The following is a 22402-nucleotide window of genomic DNA, read 5'->3' as shown; positions in this document are numbered from 1 at the left end:
AAAAATAAGTAAAAACTAGTGAAATTTTCAGTGAATTAGTGTAAAATGTATCTCAATGACTCAACGAGTGTTTCAGCCGAAACACTGTCAAAGAAAGTACATACAAAGAAACAGAAATAGCCATTTTTGATGGCTGTTTTTTTATGGAGGAGGCAAATTATGACGAAAAAAAATAGTATGATGTACTTAGCAATTTCTAACTTATTTCTTGTTTTTCTAGGCGTAGGCCTAGTCATTCCCGTAATTCCCCAATTAAAAGAAGAAATGCATTTTTCTGGTACCACAATGGGAATGATGATTTCTATTTTTGCGATTGCCCAATTAATCACATCGCCAATCGCAGGTGTCCTTTCGGATAAAATTGGTCGGAAAAAAATGATTGCGACGGGCATGTTGGTGTTTTCAATTTCTGAGTTATTATTTGGTTTAGCCCAAGCGAAAAGCGGTTTTTATATTTCTCGTGGTTTAGGTGGGATTGCCGCCGCGTTATTAATGCCGTCAGTGACAGCCTTTGTGGCAGATATGACCACGATTTCTGAACGTCCGAAAGCGATGGGGCTTGTGTCAGCTGCAATTAGTGGTGGTTTTATTATCGGACCAGGAGTTGGTGGTTTTATTGCTTATTTAGGCATTCGCGCTCCATTTTTTGCGGCCGCATTTTTAGCGTTTATTGGTTTTATTTTGACATTAACTGTTTTGAAGGAGCCAGAGAAACGAATTTTAGCCGCTGTTGAAGCGAAAAAAGGTTCATTTATGGATATTTTAAGAAATCCAATGTTTACCTCATTATTTGTGATTATCTTAATTTCCTCTTTTGGCCTGCAAGCGTTCGAATCTATTTATAGTATTATGGCGACCATTAATTTTGGCTTTACCACAAGTGAAATAGCAATCGTGATTACGGTTAGTGGTATTTTAGCGTTGATTTGTCAGCTGTTTTTCTTTGATGCAATCGTCCAAAAAATAGGTGAAATGGGTTTAATCCAATTAACCTTTTTTGCAAGTGCCATTTTTATTGCCGTGATTGCCTTTACAAAAAATAATTTAGTTGTTGTATTTTCAACGTTTATTGTCTTTTTAGCGTTTGACTTGTTTAGACCAGCAGTAACTACTTATTTATCCAAACATGCTGGAGATCAACAAGGAACCATCAACGGACTAAATTCGACATTTACAAGTTTTGGTAATATTTTAGGACCAATGGCAGCAGGAGCTTTATTTGATATCAATCACTTTTTCCCTTATTATGTTTCAGCAGTAATTCTGTTAGGAACGGGCTTTTTATCGTTATTTTTAAATCGAAATAAGATGTAAAATAAAAAATAAGTATTTGGAATATAATAATTCCGAATACTTATTTTTTTGATCACCGACCGTTCTTGAAAAAAACAAAAAAATAAACAGTGTTCGCTTGATTAATCGAACGTTTGTTCGTATAATGATTTTGCAAGTGAGGTGATGTTTGTGAAATTTGATTATGAAAAAGAACCTAGTCGCGATATTCTTTGTATTGATTGCAAAAGTTTTTACGCTAGTGTAGAATGCGCAGAACGTGGGTTAGATCCGTTGAAAACGATGTTGGTAGTGATGAGTAATGCCGAAAATGCGGGGGGATTAGTTTTATCAGCATCGCCAATGGCAAAAAAAGTTTTAGGTGTTTCAAATGTTACGCGTAAAAATCAAGTGCCCGCTCATCCTGATTTATATGTGGTTCCGCCACGAATGAATTTGTACATGAAAAAAAATCAAGAAATCAATAATTTATATAAAAAGTTTGTCGCAGATGAAGATCACTCTGTGTTTAGTGTAGATGAATCATTTCTTGATGTAACTGCTTCTTTAAGTTATTTTCATTGTGAAACCGCCTATAAGATGGCTCGGATTATCCAAAGAGTCGTTTATAATCATGTGGGTATTTATGTGACCGTTGGGATAGGGGACAATCCGTTACTGGCTAAATTGGCGTTGGACAATGGCGCCAAACATTCGCCAGATTTTATTGCAGAATGGCGGTATGATCGTGTACCAGATACTGTCTGGCAGTTGCCTTCTTTGACAGATTTTTGTGGGATTGGTCGCAGAATGGCTAAACGACTGAATCGTTTAGGAATTGATTCTGTATATGAGTTAGCGCAAGCGAATCCGCATCTTTTACAAGAAACATTTGGCGTGATGGGGCTTCAATTGTATGCTCATTCATGGGGGATTGATCGTACCTTTTTAGGGAAAAAAGCACCACATAAAGCTGAAAAATCATTTGGGAATAGTCAGATTTTACCGAGAGATTATGCGCGAAGAGATCAGATTGAACTAGTCTTAAAGGAACTGACAGAACAAGTGGCTGCTCGTTTAAGAAAAGCGCATTGTCAAACGGAATGTATCACAGTCTACGTTGGTTATTCCAAAGGACAAATTGACCGTGAAGGACGAACTGGTTGGCGAAAACAACAAACGATTCCTGCAACAAACAATACAAAAGTTTTGATTACCTATGTATTAGCCCTTTTTAGAGAACATTATCTAGCGGGAACCGATGTCCGGCAATTAGGGCTTTCTTATGGAAAATTAGTTTGGAATGAATCTTTACAATTAGATTTATTTTCGGAACCAGAAGAGCAAATTAGTGAAATGGAGTTAAACTATCTGATTGATAAAATCCGACAAAAATTTGGCTTTCAAGCTTTAATTCACGCCTCTTCTTTGTTGGAAGGCGCGACGGCAATTCATCGTTCAGGATTAGTCGGTGGACATGCTGGAGGAAATGTCGGTTTAGGAGGATAACATCATGAAACGAACAAAAAAAGAATTTACACCTTATAATGAGTACCATGATCGGCCCTTTGAACTGAAATGGGCGACCGCTTTTGCATTGGGGGAGTTACAAGAAGGAATCGAAGCTTCTGACGAATATTCTAAGAGAGCGTTTGAACGCTTACCGCAACAGACAACAGAAGAAATTGAAGAATACTTAGAGCAGTCTTTAAAAAATAACCAGGTTTTAGAAATCCAATTGAATACATTGGATGATTTTGGCCGTGTTCAACCGCCAATTGTTGGTGTTTTTGAAGGGATGAGTTCAATGGAGTATGCAAAAGTTGGACATACACATATTTTATTTGAAGAGATTCGGCATATTAAAAGTCATGAGTTTACAAAGTGGTCGAGCCTTGATTAAAAAACTATTGTTATACGTGTGTTTTGTGAAAACATATGAGATAATGTTCATAGGTAATAGAAATAAAAATTATGGAGGTGGCTAGGATGGGACATCATTTAAAAGGACACCATGGCAAAAAAACAAACGCAAATGGCGGCTTTTTAACAAAGTTATTGGCAGGCGGCGCCTTAGTGGGCGTAGGAAAAAAGTTATACGACAATCGTGAAAAAATTAAAGAGCTGTTAAGTGACGACAAAGAAAAAAGCAACGACACTGAAAACAAATAAAGGACTGGATTGACGGAATGGTAAAAGATGCAGCGTATATTATTGAAGAGATTACCACGATTTTAGAGGGAACCTATTTTGTGATAACCAAGAAAGCGAATAAGCGCCGCATGTGTTTACATGTTTCGGATACCGCGAAAGAATTTTTACGTTGTCGACTGGAGTATGAAACATTCTTAGAGCAACAGTTTGATTATGCCACAATGTTTTTAGAAACATGTACGGAAGATGTTTCTGTTGAAATTCAAACGGGACTACTTGAAGAAACAAATTATCAAGCATTAACCGTGGAAAAATTACAACAGATAGCCACTAAAATGTAACACAGCTGTTGTGTTAGTTTTGATTCTTAATTTGGTTAAGGAGGCGGATAAAATGTCAGTATATCAACATATTTTGGTTGCTCTTGATGGCTCAGATCAATCTGAAAAAGCTTTTCATGAAGCTGTCAGGATTGCCAAAGAGGAACAATCTACTCTTTATTTAGCTACAATTATTAATGATGCTGAATTTACGACGAGTCCATTTTCTTTTGAAGAATTGTATGATTTAGAAAAACACAAGTCAGAAGAGATGCTCACTGGAAAGGCAAAACAAGCGAGTGAAATTGGTGTAAAAACAGTCAAAAAAATTGTTGAACTTGGGAGCCCAAAACGTTATCTTGCCAATACGATTTCTGAAAATTATGCCATAGATTTAATTGTGCTAGGTGCCACGGGAAGAGGTGCTATTCAACGAACCTTGATTGGTTCTACTACAGATTATGTGGTTAACCATGCTTTGTGCAATGTCTTAGTCGTTCGCTAATTGTGAGTAAATAATCAAGGAAACAATGTTTTATCGGGACGTTTTTTTAAATTAAACGAGAGGTGAGTTTATGAAAACAAAAATCGGAAAAACAGTTATCTTGTCAGCGTTTTTATTCACAAGTTTCCTTTTACTGAGTGGTTGTACCTCGGCTGGCGAAGAGATGGAAAAAACAATTGATCGACAGAAAGAAAAAGTCGATAAAACGGTCGATAAGCAGAAACATAAAAATGAAAATTCCATGGAAAGTTACGACGAAAAAGTTTACCGTTCTTTAGATAGTCAAGAAGACAAAATCGATACTACTGAGTAACGGGAAAGTTTTCAACTATCGGCTAGTAAATAAATAATATACAAAAGGGAGCATCCACTGCAGTTATTTCTCACAGCGGATCCTCTCTTTTGTGGTTAAAAAGAAAAAGTTAACTGCTCCCCAACAGTTAACTTTTAATCATGTTGCACATAGTTAAAACACTCTATATATCATTTATATCATTTGAAACGGGTGGTGTAAAAAGAAATCTCTTGAAAAGAGTCTCCATTTATAGGGAAGATTTCCCATAAAAAAGAGAAACGTATAATCACAGAAAGTTAGAGAAAGCAAAGGGAAATAAGTATGTTAAAATAAGAAGCAAGAAAGAATACAAGTATGCAGAAAATAACAACTAATTAGGTGAAAACAATGGAAATACATTTTGAAAAAGTAACAAGCGATAATCGTAAAGCAGTGGAAAACCTACAAGTTTTCGCTGAACAACAAACCTTCATTGAATCAATGGCAGAAAATCTAAAAGAATCGGACCAATTTCCAGAATGGGAATCGGCAGGTATTTATGACGGCAATCAATTAATCGGCTATGCCATGTATGGACGTTGGCAAGATGGGCGCGTTTGGCTAGACCGCTTTTTAATTGATCAACGGTTCCAAGGACAAGGTTATGGGAAAGCAGCCTGTCGACTTTTAATGTTAATGCTAATAGAAAAATACCAAACAAACAAGCTATACTTGAGTGTTTATGATACGAACAGCTCAGCAATTCGGTTGTATCAACAACTCGGTTTTGTATTTAATGGTGAATTAGATACGAATGGCGAGCGGGTAATGGAATGGACATATCAGAATAAGTAGATAGAACAGGTGAGACAAAAGCCACAGCGCATTTTGTTTCACCTTTTTCTTTTAATTGGCTTCATTTGTTTACTTTTAGTAAGTAAAATGGTAAATTTAGTTCAATCTGTTTTGAAAAAAAAGTTACTGGAGGGTAAGGATGAAAATAGAATTTTTCCATGATATTATTTGTAGTTTTTGTTTTCCAATGTCTGACCGCATGCATGAGATTCAACAAGAATTTCCTGAAATTGAATTGATTCATCGGTCGTTTGCGTTAGGATGGTCAGCAAACGATTTTGAAACAATGTTTGGCTCACGAGCAGCAGTAAAAGAAGAAGTTTTGACGCATTGGGTGCATGCCAATCAAAACGATTCAAAGCATCGTTTTAATATTGAAGGGATGAGGAAGCAACGATTTGATTTTCCAACATCAAAGAATGCATTATTAGCAGCAAAAGCAGCTGGATACATTGGCAATCAAGACACCTATTGGTTACTGTTTGATAAGTTACAAGAAGGTTTATTTATGAGAAGTTTAAATATTGAAGAGCCAGAAGTAATTGAGGAGCTAGTAAAAGAGACAACGATTGATTTTGCTTTGTGGAAAGAAGCTGTTGCTTCCGAGGCTGTTTGGACGGCGGTTCAAGAAGATTTCGCGCTAGCTTCTGCTTATGGTCTACAAGGAGTTCCCGCACTAATCATTAATCAAAAATATTTAATTAATGGTGCAGTACCGAAACAGCAAATCAGCCAAACTATTCAAAAAATTCTCGCAGAAGAAAAACAACAGCAACCGTTAGTTTCATTAACTCCTTCTTCTGAAGAGTCAGCTTCGTGTGAGTTTAAGGAAGGCACATGGACGTGTCATTAAGCGGCATAAAATAACGTTATTCTTTGACAAAACGAAAGACTTCTGTAATAGTTAATGCGGGGGTGATAATATGTTTAACGCGTATAGAGAATACTGGAATAATATTACAACAATGAATGCGTCAGCAACACGAGCACAATATTGGTGGCCACAATTAATTAATTATTTGGTGTTAGGGATTTATTCAGCAATTACGGGCGTTTACAGATATATTGAAGTAACACCCAATGATGGAACAATCATTAAAGAATGGAATACTGTGACCATTATCTTTTTCTTGCTGACTGCTTTAATTTGGTTGGCAAACTTTACTGTTCGAGCAAGAAGATTGCATGATCGCGACCACAGTAACTGGTGGATTTTATTCTATTTACTTCCTTTTATCGGTACTTTAGTGATCTTCATTACATTAATTTTGCCAAGTAAAAGTCACACAAGATGGCCAGTGAATCAATCAGAAATTTAATTTGCTGGTTTCGTTTAGCTGATTATCTTAAGAGTGAAAATAGGACATAAGTCGGAATGACTTATGTCCTATTTTCTTTTTTATTTCAGAAAAATAAAAATATCTTCTGTATGATGGCACCTCACATTACGCGGTTCTTGCTAAAAGGGCTATCTTTTTGGTAGATAGGGAAAACCATTAAGACGTTAAAAGTTTAATAAATCGAGCAATTCTCTTTTGTTAGAAAATAAGATAGCATCATTAATTAAAATACTTGGAACACTGGTTTCAATAATTGGTTGATTGGTAATAATCAAGTCAAATTCTTCGAGTCGATGGTCACCTAATTGTTCTTCCGTAATTGCTAACGTATTTGAACGAATCCGATGCAAAGCTAAAATATCGTGGACATAGTTTCCAATATATTGACTATGATTCAGGCCCATGTCGCTAATAATCAAAATCTTTTTTGAGTCGAAACTCTGGTTAATTTCTGGAAAAGTATTAAGCAAGCAAAAAATATAAGAAGATGAATAGTTTAATAGATTTGTTTCTAAAAGAGCGGAAAAGAAATGCAATTCTGCTTTTAATCGTGCATATAAGTGAAGCTGAGTAAAATGAATTTGTCGAGTGAAAAAGGTGGCCCTTTGTGTCAATTCGGAGGTGTCAAAAGGCACTAATTGAGAAAACAAATAAAGACAGGTTAACAAGTGAACAGCGAAGTCGACGACTTCTTCTGTTAATTGTTCAATCTGTGAAAAAGCATTAAATTTTAAATTTTCACGTATTCTTTGACTGATGACTTCTTGGTCTTCGGAGTAGTATTGCTGAAAAGCGCCTCTTTGAAAATACCGGAGAACTTCCCGATAGGTTTCACGGCTGAGCCCAGTAAAATGACGACTGAGTAAAAGATAATCTTCCATTTTGATTGGACTCTTTTTATCTGTTTTTTTCTGGAAACGTTGCTGAAAGCCTTGATGCTCTCTTAATAAATCAACAATAAAATACATAATAAAGAAATCGTGTTCATAACTGTTATCCATACTAATAATATTTAATTGGCATTGATTACGGCGCATTAATTGTTTGATTTCCTGCTTATCTAATTGATAAGGCAATTCATAATGACCATAATACATTAAAAAGAAAAAGGTTGTAAAAATACGTAAAGGCAATTCTTCTGTTTGGCTAGTTAATTGATAGCCTTGATCAACGATAACGCGAAGAGAGTAAGTTTCCAAGACCTGATTACACTGCTTCAATTTTCGAGCAAAAGAAGAGCGACTAATATTGATGGTATCGCAATAATATTCGATGGTTTTGCCAGGATTTTGGATAAACTCATGGAGCAATTGGGTGGTCGTTGACGTTTTTGCCATATCCGTCAGCACGTTTAAATATAAGGACACATTAAAGTTTTCTAAACGATAGCCTAATTTATGCGATGTTTTAATGGTTAAACTTTCGCCCCAACGCTGTTTAATCTCCTCAATATAACGAATAAAAGTAGACTCAGAACTACCAATATATTTTGCAAGTTCTTTTTTAGTCATCCATTTATCAGAAATGGATAAGACACGAATGATTTCTTCCATTTTCCGATAATTTTTTTCTAAAAACCTAATCATATTGTTTCCTCCCAAGTCCTTTACTTTAATGAAACAATCATCGAAACAATAACGCAATTTCAGAAATGAAACCGCTTGGTATGAAAGCTGGTGTGATTTAATGAGCTCCTTCTCTGTATAATAATTATCAGATTAGAATAATGAAATTTTACGTGCTAGGCAATTCTAATTTAACTGTTAATTCATAAAAGAAAGGAGAGAACAGACATTAAATTACTAAAGAAATTTGGGGTTTTCGGCGTAGTCTTTTTACTTGTCTCATCCTATTTCATACCGCTCATTGGCTATGCAGAAACAGCCAAAGAAGTTGAAATTACATCCGCTCAAATGATAACAGATGAGAATGATAAAACGAATATTAATATCGAGTTAAATCTTCTCAACCAAACAGAGCAGCCATTACAACGAGAAATTCAATTGAAAAATGCACAGTTCATGGATACTGCTGTAATTGAAAAAGACGGATATTCTTACCAAGTGACTAATGGTACGCTTTATCTGACTTTGGACGCACAAGTAAAAAAGTCGGTACAGCTTTCGTTAGCTGTTGAGCAAAGTTCGCTTCAAACAGCTCAGCCACCTAAGTTATTGTATGAAAACAACGAATATGATGTTTCAGTTACTTCTGAAAAAATAACAGTAGAGGATTCTGCTAAAGAATCAACTGAACCAGAAAAAATAACTGTACCAGAAAATACGAAAGAAACTAACAAAAATGATTCGGCTCCAGAAAAAACAGAACAGCCGACCGCAACAGAAGAGGTAACCAATCCATTTGCAGAAGCAAGAATGGCGCCAGCTACTTTGAGAGCGAATCTGGCACTGCCTTTAATTGCACCACAATACACGACGGATAATTCTGGGACTTATCCGACAGCTAATTGGCAGCCCACAGGCAATCAAAATGTGTTAAACCATCAAGGGAATAAAGATGGTGGTGCCCAATGGGATGGCCAAACGAGTTGGAATGGGGACCCTACTAATCGCACAAATTCTTATATTGAGTATGGCGGTACAGGAGACCAAGCCGATTATGCCATCCGAAAATATGCTAGAGAAACAACAACACCAGGGCTTTTTGATGTATATCTTAATGTGCGTGGAAATGTTCAAAAAGAAATCACGCCATTGGATTTGGTCTTAGTCGTTGACTGGTCCGGAAGTATGAATGAAAACAATCGGATTGGTGAAGTTCAAAAAGGAGTGAACCGTTTTGTTGATACATTGGCAGATAGCGGTATTACCAATAACATCAACATGGGCTATGTTGGCTACTCAAGTGACGGTTATAATAACAACGCCATTCAAATGGGGCCGTTTGATACAGTCAAAAATCCAATTAAAAATATTACGCCAAGTAGCACTAGAGGAGGAACTTTCACTCAAAAAGCATTAAGAGATGCTGGTGATATGTTAGCAACGCCAAATGGACATAAGAAAGTCATTGTACTTTTAACGGATGGCGTCCCAACCTTCTCTTATAAAGTGAGTCGAGTTCAAACAGAGGCAGATGGTCGCTTTTACGGGACACAATTTACGAATCGACAAGATCAACCAGGTAGCACTTCTTATATCTCTGGTAGCTATAATGCGCCAGATCAAAACAATATCAATAAACGGATTAACAGTACGTTTATCGCCACGATAGGTGAGGCAATGGCCTTAAAACAACGTGGGATTGAAATACATGGATTGGGCATTCAATTGCAAAGCGATCCACGAGCTAATTTATCTAAACAACAAGTTGAAGATAAAATGCGTGAGATGGTGTCAGCCGATGAAAATGGAGACCTTTATTATGAATCCGCGGATTATGCACCAGACATTTCTGATTATTTAGCGAAAAAAGCCGTTCAGATTTCAGGAACGGTTGTAAACGGAAAAGTAGTTGATCCAATTGCTGAACCTTTTAAATACGAGCCAAATACATTATCAATGAAAAGTGTGGGTCCTGTTCAGGTTCAAACATTACCAGAAGTGTCGCTAACAGGCGCTACAATTAATAGTAATGAGATTTATTTGGGTAAAGGGCAAGAAATTCAAATTCATTATCAAGTACGTATTCAAACAGAGTCAGAAAACTTCAAACCTGATTTTTGGTATCAAATGAATGGTCGGACAACGTTTCAGCCATTAGCCACGGCCCCTGAAAAAGTTGATTTTGGGGTTCCTTCGGGAAAAGCACCTGGCGTGAAGTTAGACGTGAAAAAAATCTGGGAAGAGTATGATCAAGACCCAACAAGTAGGCCAGATAACGTGATTTATGAAATTAGTAGAAAGCAAGTAACTGACACAGCCAACTGGCAAACTGGGTATATTAAATTATCAAAACCAGAAAATGATACCAGCAATAGTTGGGAGCGCAAAAATGTAACCCAACTTTCCAAAACCGCGGATGAAAGCTATCAAGAAGTTCTTGGGCTTCCCCAATACAACAATCAAGGACAAGCTTTCAATTATCAAACAACCCGTGAATTAGCAGTTCCTGGTTACAGTCAAGAAAAAATCGACGATACGACTTGGAAAAACACGAAGCAATTCAAGCCATTAGATTTAAAAGTAATCAAAAATTCTTCCTCAGGTGAGAAAAACTTAGTGGGAGCCGTCTTTGAATTGAGTGGTAAAAATGTTCAAACAACATTAGTGGACAATAAAGATGGTAGCTATTCTTTGCCAAAAGATGTGCGCCTACAAAAAGGGGAACGCTATACATTAACTGAAGTAAAAGCACCTGCAGGACATGAGTTAGGTAAGAAAACGACTTGGCAAATTGAGGTGAGTGAGCAAGGCAAAGTAAGCATCGATGGACAAGAAGTGACCACCACAAATCAAGTTATTCCATTGGAAATTGAAAATAAATTTTCTTCTTTGCCAATCAGAATTAGAAAATACACCATGCAAAACGGCAAACAAGTGAACTTAGCAGAGGCGACTTTTGCGTTGCAAAGAAAAAATGCTCAAGGAAGTTACCAAACTGTGGCAACTCAAAAAACAGATACTGCAGGATTGAGCTATTTTAAAATTAGTGAACCTGGTGAGTATCGAATGGTGGAACAATCAGGACCATTAGGCTACGACACTCTTGCTGGAAATTATGAATTTACTGTTGATAAATATGGGGAAATTCACTATGCAGGCAAAAATATTGAAGAAAATGCGCCAGAATGGACACTGACACATCAAAATCATTTGAAACCTTTTGACTTAACGGTTCATAAAAAAGCCGATAATCAGACGCCACTTAAAGGAGCGAAATTCCGTTTAACAGGGCCAGATACGGATATTGAATTACCAAAAGATGGCAAAGAAACGGATACTTTTGTTTTTGAAAACTTAAAACCAGGGAAATATGTCCTAACAGAAACCTTTACGCCAGAAGGATATCAGGGGTTAAAAGAACCAATCGAATTAATAATTCGCGAAGATGGTTCAGTCACGATAGATGGAGAAAAAGTAGCAGATGTTTTAATTTCTGGAGAGAAGAATAATCAAATTACTTTAGATGTTACTAACCAAGCAAAGGTTCCTTTACCTGAAACTGGTGGCATAGGACGCTTGTGGTTTTACTTGATAGCGATTAGTACATTCGTGATAGCGGGTGTTTATCTCTTTATTAGACGACCAGAAGGGAGTGTGTAATCAATGAAAAACGCACGTTGGTTAAGTATTTGCGTCATGCTACTCGCTCTTTTCGGGTTTTCACAGCAAGCATTAGCAGAAGCATCGCAAGCAAGCGTTCAAGTTACGTTGCACAAATTATTGTTCCCTGATGGTAAATTACCAGAACAGCAGCAAAACACAGGGGAAGAGGGAACGCTGCTTCAAAATTATCGGGGCTTAAATGACGTCACTTATCAAGTCTATGATGTGACGGATCCGTTTTATCAGCTTCGTTCTGAAGGAAAAACGGTCCAAGAAGCACAGCGTCAATTAGCAGAAACCGGTACAATGAATAGAAAACCGATCGCAGAAGATAAAACACAGACAATAAATGGAGAAGATGGAGTGGTTTCTTTTTCATTAGCTAGCAAAGATTCGCAGCAACGAGATAAAGCCTATTTATTTGTTGAAGCGGAAGCACCAGAAGTGGTAAAGGAAAAAGCTAGTAACCTAGTAGTGATTTTGCCTGTTCAAGATCCACAAGGGCAATCGTTAACGCATATTCATTTATATCCAAAAAATGAAGAAAATGCCTATGACTTACCACCACTTGAAAAAACGGTACTCGATAAGCAACAAGGCTTTAATCAAGGAGAGCACATTAACTATCAGTTAACGACTCAGATTCCAGCGAATATTTTAGGATATCAGGAATTCCGTTTGTCAGATAAGGCGGATACAACGTTGACACTTTTACCAGAATCAATTGAGGTAAAAGTGGCTGGAAAAACAGTTACTACAGGTTACACACTGACGACGCAAAAGCATGGATTTACGCTTGATTTTTCAATTAAAGACTTACAAAACTTTGCAAATCAAACAATGACTGTGTCGTATCAAATGCGTTTAGAAAAGACCGCTGAACCAGACACTGCGATTAACAACGAAGGACAATTAGTCACGGACAAGCATACCTTGACTAAAAGAGCCGCAGTTCGTACAGGCGGCAAGTCTTTTGTCAAAGTTGATAGTGAAAATGCGAAAATCACCTTGCCAGAGGCTGTTTTTATCGTCAAAAATCAAGCGGGGGAATACCTCAATGAAACAGCAAACGGGTATCGTTGGCAAAAAGAAAAAGCATTAGCTAAAAAATTCACGTCTAATCAAGCCGGTGAATTTTCAGTTAAAGGCTTAAAAGATGGCCAGTACTTCTTAGAAGAAATCTCTGCACCAAAAGGTTATCTTCTGAATCAAACAGAAATTCCTTTTACGGTGGAAAAAAATTCTTATGCAACGAACGGACAACGAACAGCACCGTTACATGTAATCAATAAAAAAGTAAAAGAGTCAGGCTTCTTACCAAAAACAAATGAAGAACGTTCTATTTGGTTGACGATTGCAGGCCTGCTAATCATTGGGATGGTAGTCATTTGGCTATTTTATCAAAAACAAAAAAGAGGAGAGAGAAAATGAAGCAATTAAAAAAAGTTTGGTACACCGTTAGTACCTTGTTACTAATTTTGCCACTTTTCACGAGTGTATTAGGGACAACAACTGCATTTGCAGAAGAAAATGGGGAGAGCGCACAGCTCGTGATTCACAAAAAGAAAATGACGGATTTACCAGATCCGCTTATTCAAAATAGCGGGAAAGAAATGAGCGAGTTTGATAAATATCAAGGACTGGCAGATGTGACGTTTAGTATTTATAACGTGACGAGCGAATTTTACGAGCAACGAGCAGCAGGCGCAAGCGTCGATGCAGCTAAACAAGCTGTCCAAAGTTTAACTCCTGGGAAACCTGTTGCTCAAGGAACCACCGATGCAAATGGGAATGTCACTGTTCAGTTACCTAAAAAACAAAATGGTAAAGATGCAGTGTATACCATTAAAGAAGAACCAAAAGAGGGTGTAGTTGCTGCTACTAATATGGTGGTGGCGTTCCCAGTTTACGAAATGATCAAGCAAGCAGATGGTTCCTATAAATATGGAACAGAAGAATTAGCGGTTGTTCATATTTATCCTAAAAATGTGGTAGCCAATGATGGTAGTTTACATGTGAAAAAAGTAGGAACTGCTGAAAATGAAGGATTAAATGGCGCAGAATTTGTTATTTCCAAAAGCGAAGGCTCACCAGGCACAGTAAAATATATCCAAGGAGTCAAAGATGGATTATATACATGGACAACGGATAAAGAACAAGCAAAACGCTTTATTACTGGGAAAAGTTATGAAATTGGCGAAAATGATTTTACAGAAGCAGAGAATGGAACGGGAGAATTAACAGTTAAAAATCTTGAGGTTGGTTCGTATATTTTAGAAGAAGTAAAAGCTCCAAATAATGCAGAATTAATTGAAAATCAAACAAAAACACCATTTACAATTGAAGCAAACAATCAAACACCTGTTGAAAAAACAGTCAAAAATGATACCTCTAAAGTTGATAAAACAACACCAAACTTAGATGGTAAAGATGTGGCAATTGGCGAAAAAATTAAATATCAAATTTCTGTAAATATTCCATTGGGGATTGCAGACAAAGAAGGTGACGCTAATAAATACGTCAAATTCAATTTAGTTGATAAACATGATGCAGCCTTAACTTTTGATAACGTGACTTCTGGAGAGTATGCCTATGCGTTATATGATGGGGATACAGTGATTGCTCCTGAAAATTATCAAGTGACTGAACAAGCAAATGGCTTCACTGTCGCCGTTAATCCAGCATATATTCCTACGTTAACGCCAGGCGGCACACTAAAATTCGTTTACTTTATGCATTTAAATGAAAAAGCAGATCCTACGAAAGGCTTTAAAAATGAGGCGAATGTTGATAACGGTCATACCGACGACCAAACACCACCAACTGTTGAAGTTGTGACAGGTGGGAAACGTTTCATTAAAGTCGATGGCGATGTGACAGCGACACAAGCCTTGGCGGGAGCTTCCTTTGTCGTCCGTGATCAAAACAGCGACACAGCAAATTATTTGAAAATCGATGAAACAACGAAAGCAGCAACTTGGGTGAAAACAAAAGCTGAAGCAACTACTTTTACAACAACGGCTGATGGATTAGTTGATATCACAGGGCTTAAATACGGTACCTATTATTTAGAAGAAACTGTAGCTCCTGATGATTATGTCTTGTTAACAAATCGGATTGAATTTGTGGTCAATGAACAATCATATGGCACAACAGAAAACCTAGTTTCACCAGAAAAAGTACCAAACAAACACAAAGGTACCTTACCTTCAACAGGTGGCAAAGGAATCTACGTTTACTTAGGAAGTGGCGCAGTCTTGCTACTTATTGCAGGAGTCTACTTTGCTAGACGTAGAAAAGAAAATGCTTAATTTCTAGCATCACCGAAGAAATTTTTAGAAAAACAAAGAGCCTGGGCCAATCACTGTCCCAGGCTTTCATGCTTTATTTTTAAGGAGGAAGCAATGAAGTCAAAAAAGAAACGTCGTATCATTGATGGTTTTATGATTCTTTTACTGATTATTGGAATAGGTGCATTTGCGTATCCTTTTGTTAGCGATGCATTAAATAACTATCTGGATCAACAAATTATCGCTCATTATCAAGCAAAAGCAAGCCAAGAAAACACCAAAGAAATGGCTGAACTTCAAGAAAAAATGGAAAAGAAAAACCAAGAATTAGCGAAAAAAGGCAGCAATCCTGGATTAGATCCTTTTTCTGAAACGCAAAAAACAACGAAAAAACCAGACAAATCCTATTTTGAAAGTCATACGATTGGTGTTTTAACCATTCCAAAAATAAATGTCCGTTTACCAATTTTTGATAAAACGAATGCATTGCTATTGGAAAAAGGAAGCTCCTTGTTAGAAGGAACCTCCTATCCTACAGGTGGTGCGAATACACATGCGGTCATTTCAGGACATCGTGGTCTCCCTCAAGCCAAATTATTTACAGATTTGCCAGAATTAAAAAAAGGCGATGAATTTTATATCGAAGTTAATGGGAAGACGCTTGCTTATCAAGTAGATCAAATAAAAACCGTTGAACCAACTGATACAAAAGATTTACACATTGAGTCTGGCCAAGATCTCGTCACTTTATTAACTTGCACACCGTATATGATAAACAGTCATCGGTTATTAGTTCGAGGACATCGTATCCCATATCAACCAGAAAAAGCAGCAGCAGGAATGAAAAAAGTGGCACAACAACAAAATTTACTATTATGGACATTACTTTTAATTGCCTGTGCGTTAATTATTAGCGGCTTCATTATCTGGTACAAGCGACGGAAAAAGACGACCAGAAAGCATGGAAATTAACGATTCGTATAATAAAAGTGACTATGTTTTTATTTTTTTAAACCCTTTACGTAGTAAATCAATGACCAAACCTAAGCAAAAATAAGTACAAAAATGAAGCCCAGAAGAAATCAACATTCTGGTTGTTAAAGGCTGCTGGGAATAATAAGTATCCAGCACAGGCGTTTGGTGAATAATAGAAAAACTTAGAAAATCTGTAAGGGCCAATAGAAATCCCTTACTATCATATCCAGAAAACCAAAGTAGTATGACGAAAAGGCTAAACATACTAAAAAAAAGAGTAAAAAAATAGCTTTTCAATTTTTAAGCCTCCTTATCGTGCATAATTGAACCAGAGAAACAGAAGTATTAACGAAATAACTAAAAGAGCAAGCCCTGAATAAAAAGCGACAAAGGGCCAATCAATCGACTGTTTAAATTCCTGCCAAGTTTGGATTTTTCTGTTTTTTTTCGCGCTATCCTCAAGCGTGAGTAAATAATTCAATAGTAAGAGGAGCAGCAACACCGTGAAATCATTTGTGGTAAAAAGCACATGTAAAAATAGAATGACAAAGACAACACGGGATAACACTCGATTCCGCAAAATTAAAAATAACTTAGCACGCATAATAAACCACCATTTCTTATCAGAGATAATGAATCTGTTTTTGTCTACTCTTTAGTTATATCATAAAATTCTTAATAACGAAAAAATGATTCGAGAAAATAATTGAAAAAAGTTTTTTTCCTGAATCATTATTTTCGTAAATAAAGAATAAACGTGTTACTCTTGGCTTATCAAATTTGGAAGGAGTGTTAAAAATGAAATATCTGGATATTATTGCTTTAATTTTATTGATTGTCGGAGGTTTAAACTGGTTATTAGTTGGTGCATTTAATTTTGATTTAGTTGCAACAATTAGTGGCGGTGCAACCACACCATTAGCAAAAATTATCTATATTATTGTCGGAATTTGTGCGATTTATTCTATTAAGTTTTTAGCTCCTTTGTTCCGCGAACCATAGGATTGATTTAAAAGATTTAGATAACGTGAAGTTATTTTGACTTAGCAATTGAGAGTTTCCTTGAGAAAGGGGACTCTTTTTTTATTTTCTATATTCGTTTCAGAAGGTTTAGATAAGCTCAAAAAATATTTCAAGAGAGCTGCGTTGTTTTCAAAATAGAACCTAGCATTACCTCGAACGTACCTCAAATAACCTGTGTCTTTTTTTGAATCATTAGTTCAAATTGATGTGATCACTAGTGAGAAAAATCAGCTCTAGGATATATAGGAAAATATAAGCATCAAATAGGGATTTTGATGATAAATTATCTTTTTCCTTGTTATGATTATAACAAGGAAAAAGAAAGTAGGGATTTATTTATGGAATTACAGGTGACAAAAAAGGCTAAATTTTTTTGTTTGGCGATGGCATTACTAATGACATTAGGTATTTTTATCAGCGCTGGTACAAGTGTTTATGCATCTGACCAGCTAGAGGATTCAGAAGTTGAGGCTGTAGCAAAAGGACTGGAAGAAATGTATGCGAATGGAGTGACGGAAGATAACTTTAAAAACTATGTCAAAAATAATTTTGCTCAGCAAGAGATTTCTTCAGTTGAGGAAGAATTAAATGTAAATATTTCTGATGCTTCAACAGTAGTTCAAGCACGTTTTAATTGGAATGCATTAGGAAGTTGCGTTGCTAACAAAATCAAAGATGAGTTTTTTGCAATGATTAGTATCAGCGCAATTGTAAAAGCTGCACAAAAGAAAGCCTGGAAAGAATTAGCAGTGACTGTATTACGCTTCGCTAAAGCCAATGGGTTAAAGACGAATGCTATTATTGTAGCTGGACAACTAGCTTTATGGGCAGTTCAATGTGGGCTAAGCTAATGAATTTAAAAGATCATGTTACGGAAATAGTAATTACTTTTATCATCGCTTTTGTGTATACTTGGATAGATTCAGGAGAAATTGAAATCTTAAAAACTCTTTTGATAACAATAATATTTTTAGCCATGTTCTATGCAATACCCAAAATCACCAATAGAAAAAGAAAATGAAGTGGTTTTAGAAAGATAATGTGATAGGAAGTGTAAGAGGAGGTAACGAGCCTTCTCTTTATTTTTTTATTGACTTGCTATGTAGATGGTTCAAGATAGCTAAAAAGCCTACCAAACCGTTAAAATGAAGTTTGGTTCACGACAACCACATTAACAGTTTAAGAGGTAATACTTATAAAAAAGCCATAGAAATTTCATTACACTTAAGGTAGAAATATAAGTATCCTATATAACATTCAGGTTTAAACTATTCAATGTTTCTTTGATAAGCTTAGCATAACTTGATTCCTACTTAGAATGGGTTCAGTAACTTTAATTCTACAGAATTTTTGGGGGTCTTTTTTTGTGAATCAAAAAAGATGTTGAAAAAAATATTGATATTAGAAATATAGAAGCTAAAAACTACATCATATCAAGATATGTTTTTTTCTAAATCATCAAAATACTTTACTAATATTTCCGCTTTTCCAAGTCCAATATTTTCAATAGCTGTTTTTCCACTTCTGATTTTGTCAATGTATTGCGTGCTGATTCCAGTTTCTTTTGCAATACGATAGCTCGTTAAATCTAGGTCTATTAATTTTTCGATTTTTTCAGTGTAAGTCATTTAATCAACTACTTTCTTTTGCTTAATATGCCTACAATTAACAAGATCACTGAGTAAGTAATCCAATTAATTACAGTAAAAAGTGTCAGTACTAAACCGACTAACACGATAGTTAATAATAGTAATACATAATTTTTATTATTCATGTTATTCTTGCTAGAATTATTCTATAGAGAAGGGAATACTAGCAAGAATAATAGGGTTAGTTTATTTCTATACTATCTAGATTTGATATAAAACATAGTTATTAGTAATTGAAAAGATGGCTAAAAAGATAAGTTTTGTAGCAGTCTTTTTCTTAATTCTTCCTTCCTATCTGTATACATTTGGATGAATTCATTCTTTTTATAAACTTTATTTAGTAAATTCCTATTTAGATAATAATCCAGTTCCTCGTTAGAATTATATCTTTTTAATAACCAATCATCGAAATACTTATTATTTTTTTCTGTATTAGGAATGCCTTCTAGTAATTGTAAATTTACAATTGTATCGATGTGTTCAACAATAAATGTTATTTCTTCTTCTGAATAACCTATTTCTCTTAAATTCTTTTTATTTTTATATTTGCTTGAAGGGAATATATGATCTTGGTGAAACTTATTTTTTAAATCTATGGCTGGAAAAATTACCGATAAAAGTGTGAAAGAGTACTTTCCAATTTTTGTATCTAGTAAATAATCAATGTCTTCATCCGTTAGGATTAAAGATTTGTTTGTATCTCTAACTTTAAGAAGTTTTGACAATGGGAACCCTTCGGATAAATCCTGCATATTTTCTCTCATTTTAAGTAATATTGAGTCTGGAGTTCCTCCAAAGATTCTTTTTAACAAAGAAATCTGAACAAAATATTTTATTTTATTCCTATCATTTAAGTATCTATCAGCTTCTAAATAGTTATTTGGGCAATCAATTTTGTATAGGTAATAAACAACAGGGATGATTACACTATTAGCAATTAAAGTATCTCCATTAAACCCAAAATTTGAAAGTAAATTCACTGCTAAAGATATTGCTTTTTTTGTCTTTTCCCAGTTAGTTTCGATTAGGTTTGTGGTTTGTTTGTCAAAATTGGAAGCTCTAAATTTAATATTCTTTTTATCAGTTAACACTAAAGCAGCCTTTAAAATATTATCTTTGTTAAAATTGAAACCGTTTCCTATCATATTTAGTTCATCAACTAATGAATAAATTTCTTCTCGAGCATTCAGATTTTGCCATTTAGCAGTCGCTAAAGAAAGCAAAAGGTCAGAATAAGTTAGCGTAGTACCACCGCTATTCATTCTGATAAAGATATCTAAAACCTTATCAATTTCTTGTGAGTTTTCTTCATAATATGCCAATATATCTTTTTCCATCATTTGATGTAAAGTTCCTAAAGAATTCATAATATAACTTGTTTTTTCAACGGATTCATTAGGAAAATTTTTCCGATAAAGCTCTTGATATCTAGCAATCACAGTAAACATTTCACCTACTTCAAATTGCAAAATATCGGAGACAGGGTACCAAAGAGTATCTTCGGTAAAATCTTCTGCTTCCTCATTAGTTAAAAATCTAAAATCAAATTGAACATCTTTGTTGGTATCTAAATTTGGAGAAACGATATTTAAATAAAGCTGTCTCGAAGGATAAGCATTGTCATTATTTTTCCATGCTCCTTTTATTTTGTAGCTGTAGGTACCTTTCAAAGCTATATAGATAGATGTTATTCTTTGTTGCCCATCTAGTATTGCTGTAACACTATCTTTATGTGAAATATTGATTTTTGTATTATGTCTAGCATCTCTTTGATGGTATTCTTTTAATATGTTATAAAATTCATATTTATTTATATTTTCATTTTGGACGTTCCAAAATAAGAACGAGCCGATGGGATATCCTTTCATAATGGAATCGAATAATCTTTCAATTTGTTCTGGTTTCCATACAAATTCTCTTTGAAGCGCAGGTAGTACATATTCATTGTTATCTATTTTCTTAATTAAATTTTTTATAGTGAAATTTACGTAACCCATTTTGAGAATCTCCTTTGACATTATTTAATTAATTTTACCACATAAAATACAAAAATATTGAATCTATTTTTATTATACAAATTTGTTATCTGGATTCTATAAGGTAATATAAATCGAAATTTCTACAGGTTTATCCATTAGAATATCTATTCATAAATATGAAATAATTACAATGGAGATTCATTTTAGAAAAAGTGGATATCCATGTGAAGCTAATCGAATCAAGTATAATTTAAATAAATTGAAATTATTCAGCAGAAAATTGGTTCGTTATGTAAAAGATTACCTTTTTAATAATGTTTTCTTGAAAGTATTCACCAAATTTTGATTATTAGTTGATACCTTTTTCTATTTTCTTTATGATTTTTCTCAAAAGTCCGAGTTCAGTCCAACTCCCAAGAAAATAAGGAACTTACTAAATCGTTGATTTAACAACGTTTAGCAAGTTCCTTTTTAATGGAGACGGCGGGAGTCGAACCCGCGTCCAAACATATTGCCACTTAAATCTCTACGTTCATAGACACTCATTTAAAGGTTCGCTTTACAGCGTGCCGAGTGACAGGCATTCTGTATTGCTAGTCTGGTAAGCTCTTCTAAATTTTACAGACGGAAAAATTTAGCGTATCCCACTTCGATTAGGACCCTGACCCGAGCACATGGGCGATACCGGGAGGATCTTCGCTAGCTGGTTTTTAGGCAGCTAAAGCGAAAGAATTGTTTTCGTTTTTAGCAGTTATATTTAACTGTAACGTTTTAACGTAGCCGTAACCTACGAAACGCAATTCAAGCTCAACTATGCCTGTCGAATCCGTAACGCCCCCGAAATAACATAAGTATCCCTTGATACTTATCAAAGTATAGCATAAATTCCTTGTTTTTTCAAAGAGTAGGATAACACTCTTTTAGATATTCATAAAAAGAGGAAGGATGGACCGTAACTCAGTTCATCCTTCCTCTTTTTATGAAAGTGTGTGGGTATGTTTTGTAATCCATTGTTGCAAACGGATATTCAACCAAAAACCATAAATTCCTAAAGTAATTATAGTTAATAAAAGCCATTTAATCCAATGACCGAATAATTGCATAGCTGTACCATCAAAATAAAGGCGTTTACCATCAATAACGGTATGCTTGATTTTCCAGTTGTACATCATACAAATTCCCCAAGGTGCGCAAATGCCTAATGTAAAGACAGTAATCAAGGTTGCTAAAATTGAAGTCCCGATATACGTTGCTAAACCACCGTCAAAATATGAATTTTTCATTCTTTTCCTCCTTAACTCATAAACTTTATTATAACAAGAATAAATGGCCTGGGAAACAAAATGAGGATGAAATAAGTATTTTTATTCATTATTGATGTGAAATATGTTATTTATGCAACTCAAACTTGGCAGCATTAGATATTTTGTAACAAATGTTATCTAATGTAACTACCATAATAAAACGTTTTCCTTAGGAAGTGAATTAGAAATTTAAAAAAAAGGCTACTTAAATGAGCATTAATATTGTACGAGACA

Annotated in this window: 22 protein-coding genes and 1 other RNA gene; 17 read left to right on the top strand and 6 right to left on the bottom strand. The window is 35.2% G+C overall.

Features of this window, described 5'->3' with window-relative positions; translation table 11 throughout:
* Positions 1-159: 159 nt before the first annotated feature.
* The 10 genes from emeA (at position 160) to IGL80_RS09540 (ending at position 6699) form a co-directional block, all read left to right on the top strand.
* On the top strand, positions 160-1314 hold the full coding sequence (emeA, locus tag IGL80_RS09585; RefSeq protein ID WP_002358140.1) for a multidrug efflux MFS transporter EmeA: 1155 nt from the start codon (positions 160-162) through the stop codon (positions 1312-1314).
* Positions 1315-1458: 144 nt separating this feature from the next.
* On the top strand, positions 1459-2781 hold the full coding sequence (locus IGL80_RS09580; protein ID WP_002386016.1) for a Y-family DNA polymerase: 1323 nt from the start codon (positions 1459-1461) through the stop codon (positions 2779-2781).
* Positions 2782-2785: 4 nt separating this feature from the next.
* Positions 2786-3175, top strand: a complete 390-nt coding sequence (locus IGL80_RS09575; protein WP_002358138.1) for a hypothetical protein — start codon at positions 2786-2788, stop codon at positions 3173-3175.
* A gap of 71 nt (positions 3176-3246) precedes the next feature.
* Complete coding sequence (locus IGL80_RS09570) at positions 3247-3444, top strand: hypothetical protein (RefSeq protein WP_002360617.1); 198 nt, start codon at positions 3247-3249, stop codon at positions 3442-3444.
* Between the two features lie 17 nt (positions 3445-3461).
* Positions 3462-3767: a hypothetical protein gene (locus tag IGL80_RS09565; protein ID WP_002358136.1), complete on the top strand. Its 306-nt coding sequence runs from the start codon at positions 3462-3464 to the stop codon at positions 3765-3767.
* A gap of 52 nt (positions 3768-3819) precedes the next feature.
* Positions 3820-4251, top strand: a complete 432-nt coding sequence (locus tag IGL80_RS09560) for a universal stress protein (RefSeq protein ID WP_002382001.1) — start codon at positions 3820-3822, stop codon at positions 4249-4251.
* 70 nt (positions 4252-4321) lie between these two features.
* Positions 4322-4564: a hypothetical protein gene (locus IGL80_RS09555; RefSeq protein WP_002360615.1), complete on the top strand. Its 243-nt coding sequence runs from the start codon at positions 4322-4324 to the stop codon at positions 4562-4564.
* A gap of 369 nt (positions 4565-4933) precedes the next feature.
* A complete protein-coding gene (locus IGL80_RS09550) occupies positions 4934-5380 on the top strand; it encodes a GNAT family N-acetyltransferase (protein WP_002390030.1) in 447 nt (148 codons plus the stop codon).
* Positions 5381-5519: 139 nt separating this feature from the next.
* A complete protein-coding gene (locus tag IGL80_RS09545; protein WP_002360613.1) occupies positions 5520-6233 on the top strand; it encodes a DsbA family oxidoreductase in 714 nt (237 codons plus the stop codon).
* Positions 6234-6303: 70 nt separating this feature from the next.
* Positions 6304-6699 (top strand): DUF805 domain-containing protein, encoded by a 396-nt coding sequence (locus tag IGL80_RS09540; protein WP_002358131.1) that lies wholly within the window; start codon positions 6304-6306, stop codon positions 6697-6699.
* 185 nt (positions 6700-6884) lie between these two features.
* Here the strand turns inward: IGL80_RS09540 and IGL80_RS09535 are convergent, their stop codons facing one another.
* Entirely contained in the window at positions 6885-8306 is a 1422-nt protein-coding gene (locus IGL80_RS09535) for a helix-turn-helix domain-containing protein (RefSeq protein WP_085366657.1), read from the bottom strand.
* Positions 8307-8480: 174 nt separating this feature from the next.
* On the opposite strand from IGL80_RS09535, the gene ebpA reads away from it, so the two are divergent.
* The 4 genes from ebpA to srtC all read left to right on the top strand — a co-directional run bounded on the left by ebpA (position 8481) and on the right by srtC (position 16210).
* Positions 8481-11945, top strand: coding sequence for an endocarditis and biofilm-associated pilus tip protein EbpA (gene ebpA / locus IGL80_RS09530; protein WP_002360611.1), 3465 nt, complete (start codon positions 8481-8483; stop codon positions 11943-11945).
* Between the two features lie 3 nt (positions 11946-11948).
* Positions 11949-13379 (top strand): endocarditis and biofilm-associated pilus minor subunit EbpB, encoded by a 1431-nt coding sequence (gene ebpB / locus IGL80_RS09525; protein WP_002360610.1) that lies wholly within the window; start codon positions 11949-11951, stop codon positions 13377-13379.
* Positions 13376-15259 (top strand): endocarditis and biofilm-associated pilus major subunit EbpC, encoded by a 1884-nt coding sequence (ebpC, locus tag IGL80_RS09520; RefSeq protein WP_002360608.1) that lies wholly within the window; start codon positions 13376-13378, stop codon positions 15257-15259. Before ebpB ends, ebpC begins: the two co-directional genes overlap by 4 nt.
* Before the next feature lie 93 nt (positions 15260-15352).
* Entirely contained in the window at positions 15353-16210 is an 858-nt protein-coding gene (gene srtC, locus IGL80_RS09515; protein ID WP_002360607.1) for an Ebp pilus assembly class C sortase, read from the top strand.
* A 313-nt stretch (positions 16211-16523) separates the two neighbouring features.
* On the opposite strand, the gene IGL80_RS09510 is transcribed toward srtC, so the two are convergent.
* Positions 16524-16817, bottom strand: coding sequence for a hypothetical protein (locus tag IGL80_RS09510; RefSeq protein ID WP_002358125.1), 294 nt, complete (start codon positions 16815-16817; stop codon positions 16524-16526).
* A gap of 194 nt (positions 16818-17011) precedes the next feature.
* Between IGL80_RS09510 and IGL80_RS09505 the strand changes: the two genes are divergently transcribed.
* The 3 genes from IGL80_RS09505 (at position 17012) to IGL80_RS09495 (ending at position 18257) form a co-directional block, all read left to right on the top strand.
* Positions 17012-17215 carry a DUF378 domain-containing protein gene (locus tag IGL80_RS09505; protein WP_002381996.1) on the top strand — a complete coding sequence of 68 codons (204 nt, stop codon included), beginning with the start codon at positions 17012-17014 and terminating at the stop codon, positions 17213-17215.
* A 359-nt stretch (positions 17216-17574) separates the two neighbouring features.
* A complete protein-coding gene (gene entV, locus IGL80_RS09500; RefSeq protein WP_002358120.1) occupies positions 17575-18087 on the top strand; it encodes an enterococcin EntV in 513 nt (170 codons plus the stop codon).
* Positions 18072-18257 carry a hypothetical protein gene (locus IGL80_RS09495; RefSeq protein WP_002384733.1) on the top strand — a complete coding sequence of 62 codons (186 nt, stop codon included), beginning with the start codon at positions 18072-18074 and terminating at the stop codon, positions 18255-18257. The genes entV and IGL80_RS09495 overlap by 16 nt, the downstream gene beginning before the upstream one ends.
* A gap of 412 nt (positions 18258-18669) precedes the next feature.
* Here IGL80_RS09495 and IGL80_RS09490 read toward each other — a convergent pair whose 3' ends face one another.
* From IGL80_RS09490 to IGL80_RS09475, 4 genes are all read right to left on the bottom strand, one after another.
* A complete protein-coding gene (locus IGL80_RS09490) occupies positions 18670-18864 on the bottom strand; it encodes a hypothetical protein (RefSeq protein ID WP_002360606.1) in 195 nt (64 codons plus the stop codon).
* Positions 18865-19130: 266 nt separating this feature from the next.
* On the bottom strand, positions 19131-20882 hold the full coding sequence (locus IGL80_RS09485; RefSeq protein ID WP_002360605.1) for a DUF262 domain-containing protein: 1752 nt from the start codon (positions 20880-20882) through the stop codon (positions 19131-19133).
* 454 nt (positions 20883-21336) lie between these two features.
* Positions 21337-21703, bottom strand: a transfer-messenger RNA (tmRNA) gene (gene ssrA / locus IGL80_RS09480).
* Between the two features lie 138 nt (positions 21704-21841).
* Complete coding sequence (locus IGL80_RS09475) at positions 21842-22147, bottom strand: DUF898 family protein (protein WP_002360604.1); 306 nt, start codon at positions 22145-22147, stop codon at positions 21842-21844.
* Between the last annotated feature and the right edge of the window lie 255 nt (positions 22148-22402).

Origin of the sequence: Enterococcus sp. DIV2467a (assembly GCF_050532945.1) — a bacterium.
GTDB classification, from domain to species: Bacteria; Bacillota; Bacilli; order Lactobacillales; family Enterococcaceae; genus Enterococcus; species Enterococcus faecalis.
The sequence above is the reverse complement of the archived record's forward strand: the minus strand, read 5'-3'. Positions and strand labels throughout refer to the sequence as shown.

Bases quoted from the DNA above. Each gene is read 5' to 3' on its own strand.
- IGL80_RS09545 (WP_002360613.1), top strand. From the start codon at position 5,520: ATGAAAATAGAATTTTTCCATGATATTATTTGTAGTTTTTGTTTTCCA.
- srtC (WP_002360607.1), top strand. From the start codon at position 15,353: ATGAAGTCAAAAAAGAAACGTCGTATCATTGATGGTTTTATGATTCTT.
- IGL80_RS09535 (WP_085366657.1), bottom strand. From the start codon at position 8,306: ATGATTAGGTTTTTAGAAAAAAATTATCGGAAAATGGAAGAAATCATT.
- IGL80_RS09505 (WP_002381996.1), top strand. From the start codon at position 17,012: ATGAAATATCTGGATATTATTGCTTTAATTTTATTGATTGTCGGAGGT.
- ebpC (WP_002360608.1), top strand. From the start codon at position 13,376: ATGAAGCAATTAAAAAAAGTTTGGTACACCGTTAGTACCTTGTTACTA.
- emeA (WP_002358140.1), top strand. From the start codon at position 160: ATGACGAAAAAAAATAGTATGATGTACTTAGCAATTTCTAACTTATTT.
- IGL80_RS09570 (WP_002360617.1), top strand. From the start codon at position 3,247: ATGGAGGTGGCTAGGATGGGACATCATTTAAAAGGACACCATGGCAAA.
- IGL80_RS09510 (WP_002358125.1), bottom strand. From the start codon at position 16,817: ATGCGTGCTAAGTTATTTTTAATTTTGCGGAATCGAGTGTTATCCCGT.
- IGL80_RS09550 (WP_002390030.1), top strand. From the start codon at position 4,934: ATGGAAATACATTTTGAAAAAGTAACAAGCGATAATCGTAAAGCAGTG.
- IGL80_RS09540 (WP_002358131.1), top strand. From the start codon at position 6,304: ATGTTTAACGCGTATAGAGAATACTGGAATAATATTACAACAATGAAT.
- entV (WP_002358120.1), top strand. From the start codon at position 17,575: ATGGAATTACAGGTGACAAAAAAGGCTAAATTTTTTTGTTTGGCGATG.
- IGL80_RS09495 (WP_002384733.1), top strand. From the start codon at position 18,072: ATGTGGGCTAAGCTAATGAATTTAAAAGATCATGTTACGGAAATAGTA.
- IGL80_RS09555 (WP_002360615.1), top strand. From the start codon at position 4,322: ATGAAAACAAAAATCGGAAAAACAGTTATCTTGTCAGCGTTTTTATTC.
- IGL80_RS09575 (WP_002358138.1), top strand. From the start codon at position 2,786: ATGAAACGAACAAAAAAAGAATTTACACCTTATAATGAGTACCATGAT.
- IGL80_RS09560 (WP_002382001.1), top strand. From the start codon at position 3,820: ATGTCAGTATATCAACATATTTTGGTTGCTCTTGATGGCTCAGATCAA.
- IGL80_RS09565 (WP_002358136.1), top strand. From the start codon at position 3,462: ATGGTAAAAGATGCAGCGTATATTATTGAAGAGATTACCACGATTTTA.
- IGL80_RS09490 (WP_002360606.1), bottom strand. From the start codon at position 18,864: ATGACTTACACTGAAAAAATCGAAAAATTAATAGACCTAGATTTAACG.
- IGL80_RS09475 (WP_002360604.1), bottom strand. From the start codon at position 22,147: ATGAAAAATTCATATTTTGACGGTGGTTTAGCAACGTATATCGGGACT.
- IGL80_RS09580 (WP_002386016.1), top strand. From the start codon at position 1,459: ATGTTTGTGAAATTTGATTATGAAAAAGAACCTAGTCGCGATATTCTT.
- IGL80_RS09485 (WP_002360605.1), bottom strand. From the start codon at position 20,882: ATGGGTTACGTAAATTTCACTATAAAAAATTTAATTAAGAAAATAGAT.
- ebpB (WP_002360610.1), top strand. From the start codon at position 11,949: ATGAAAAACGCACGTTGGTTAAGTATTTGCGTCATGCTACTCGCTCTT.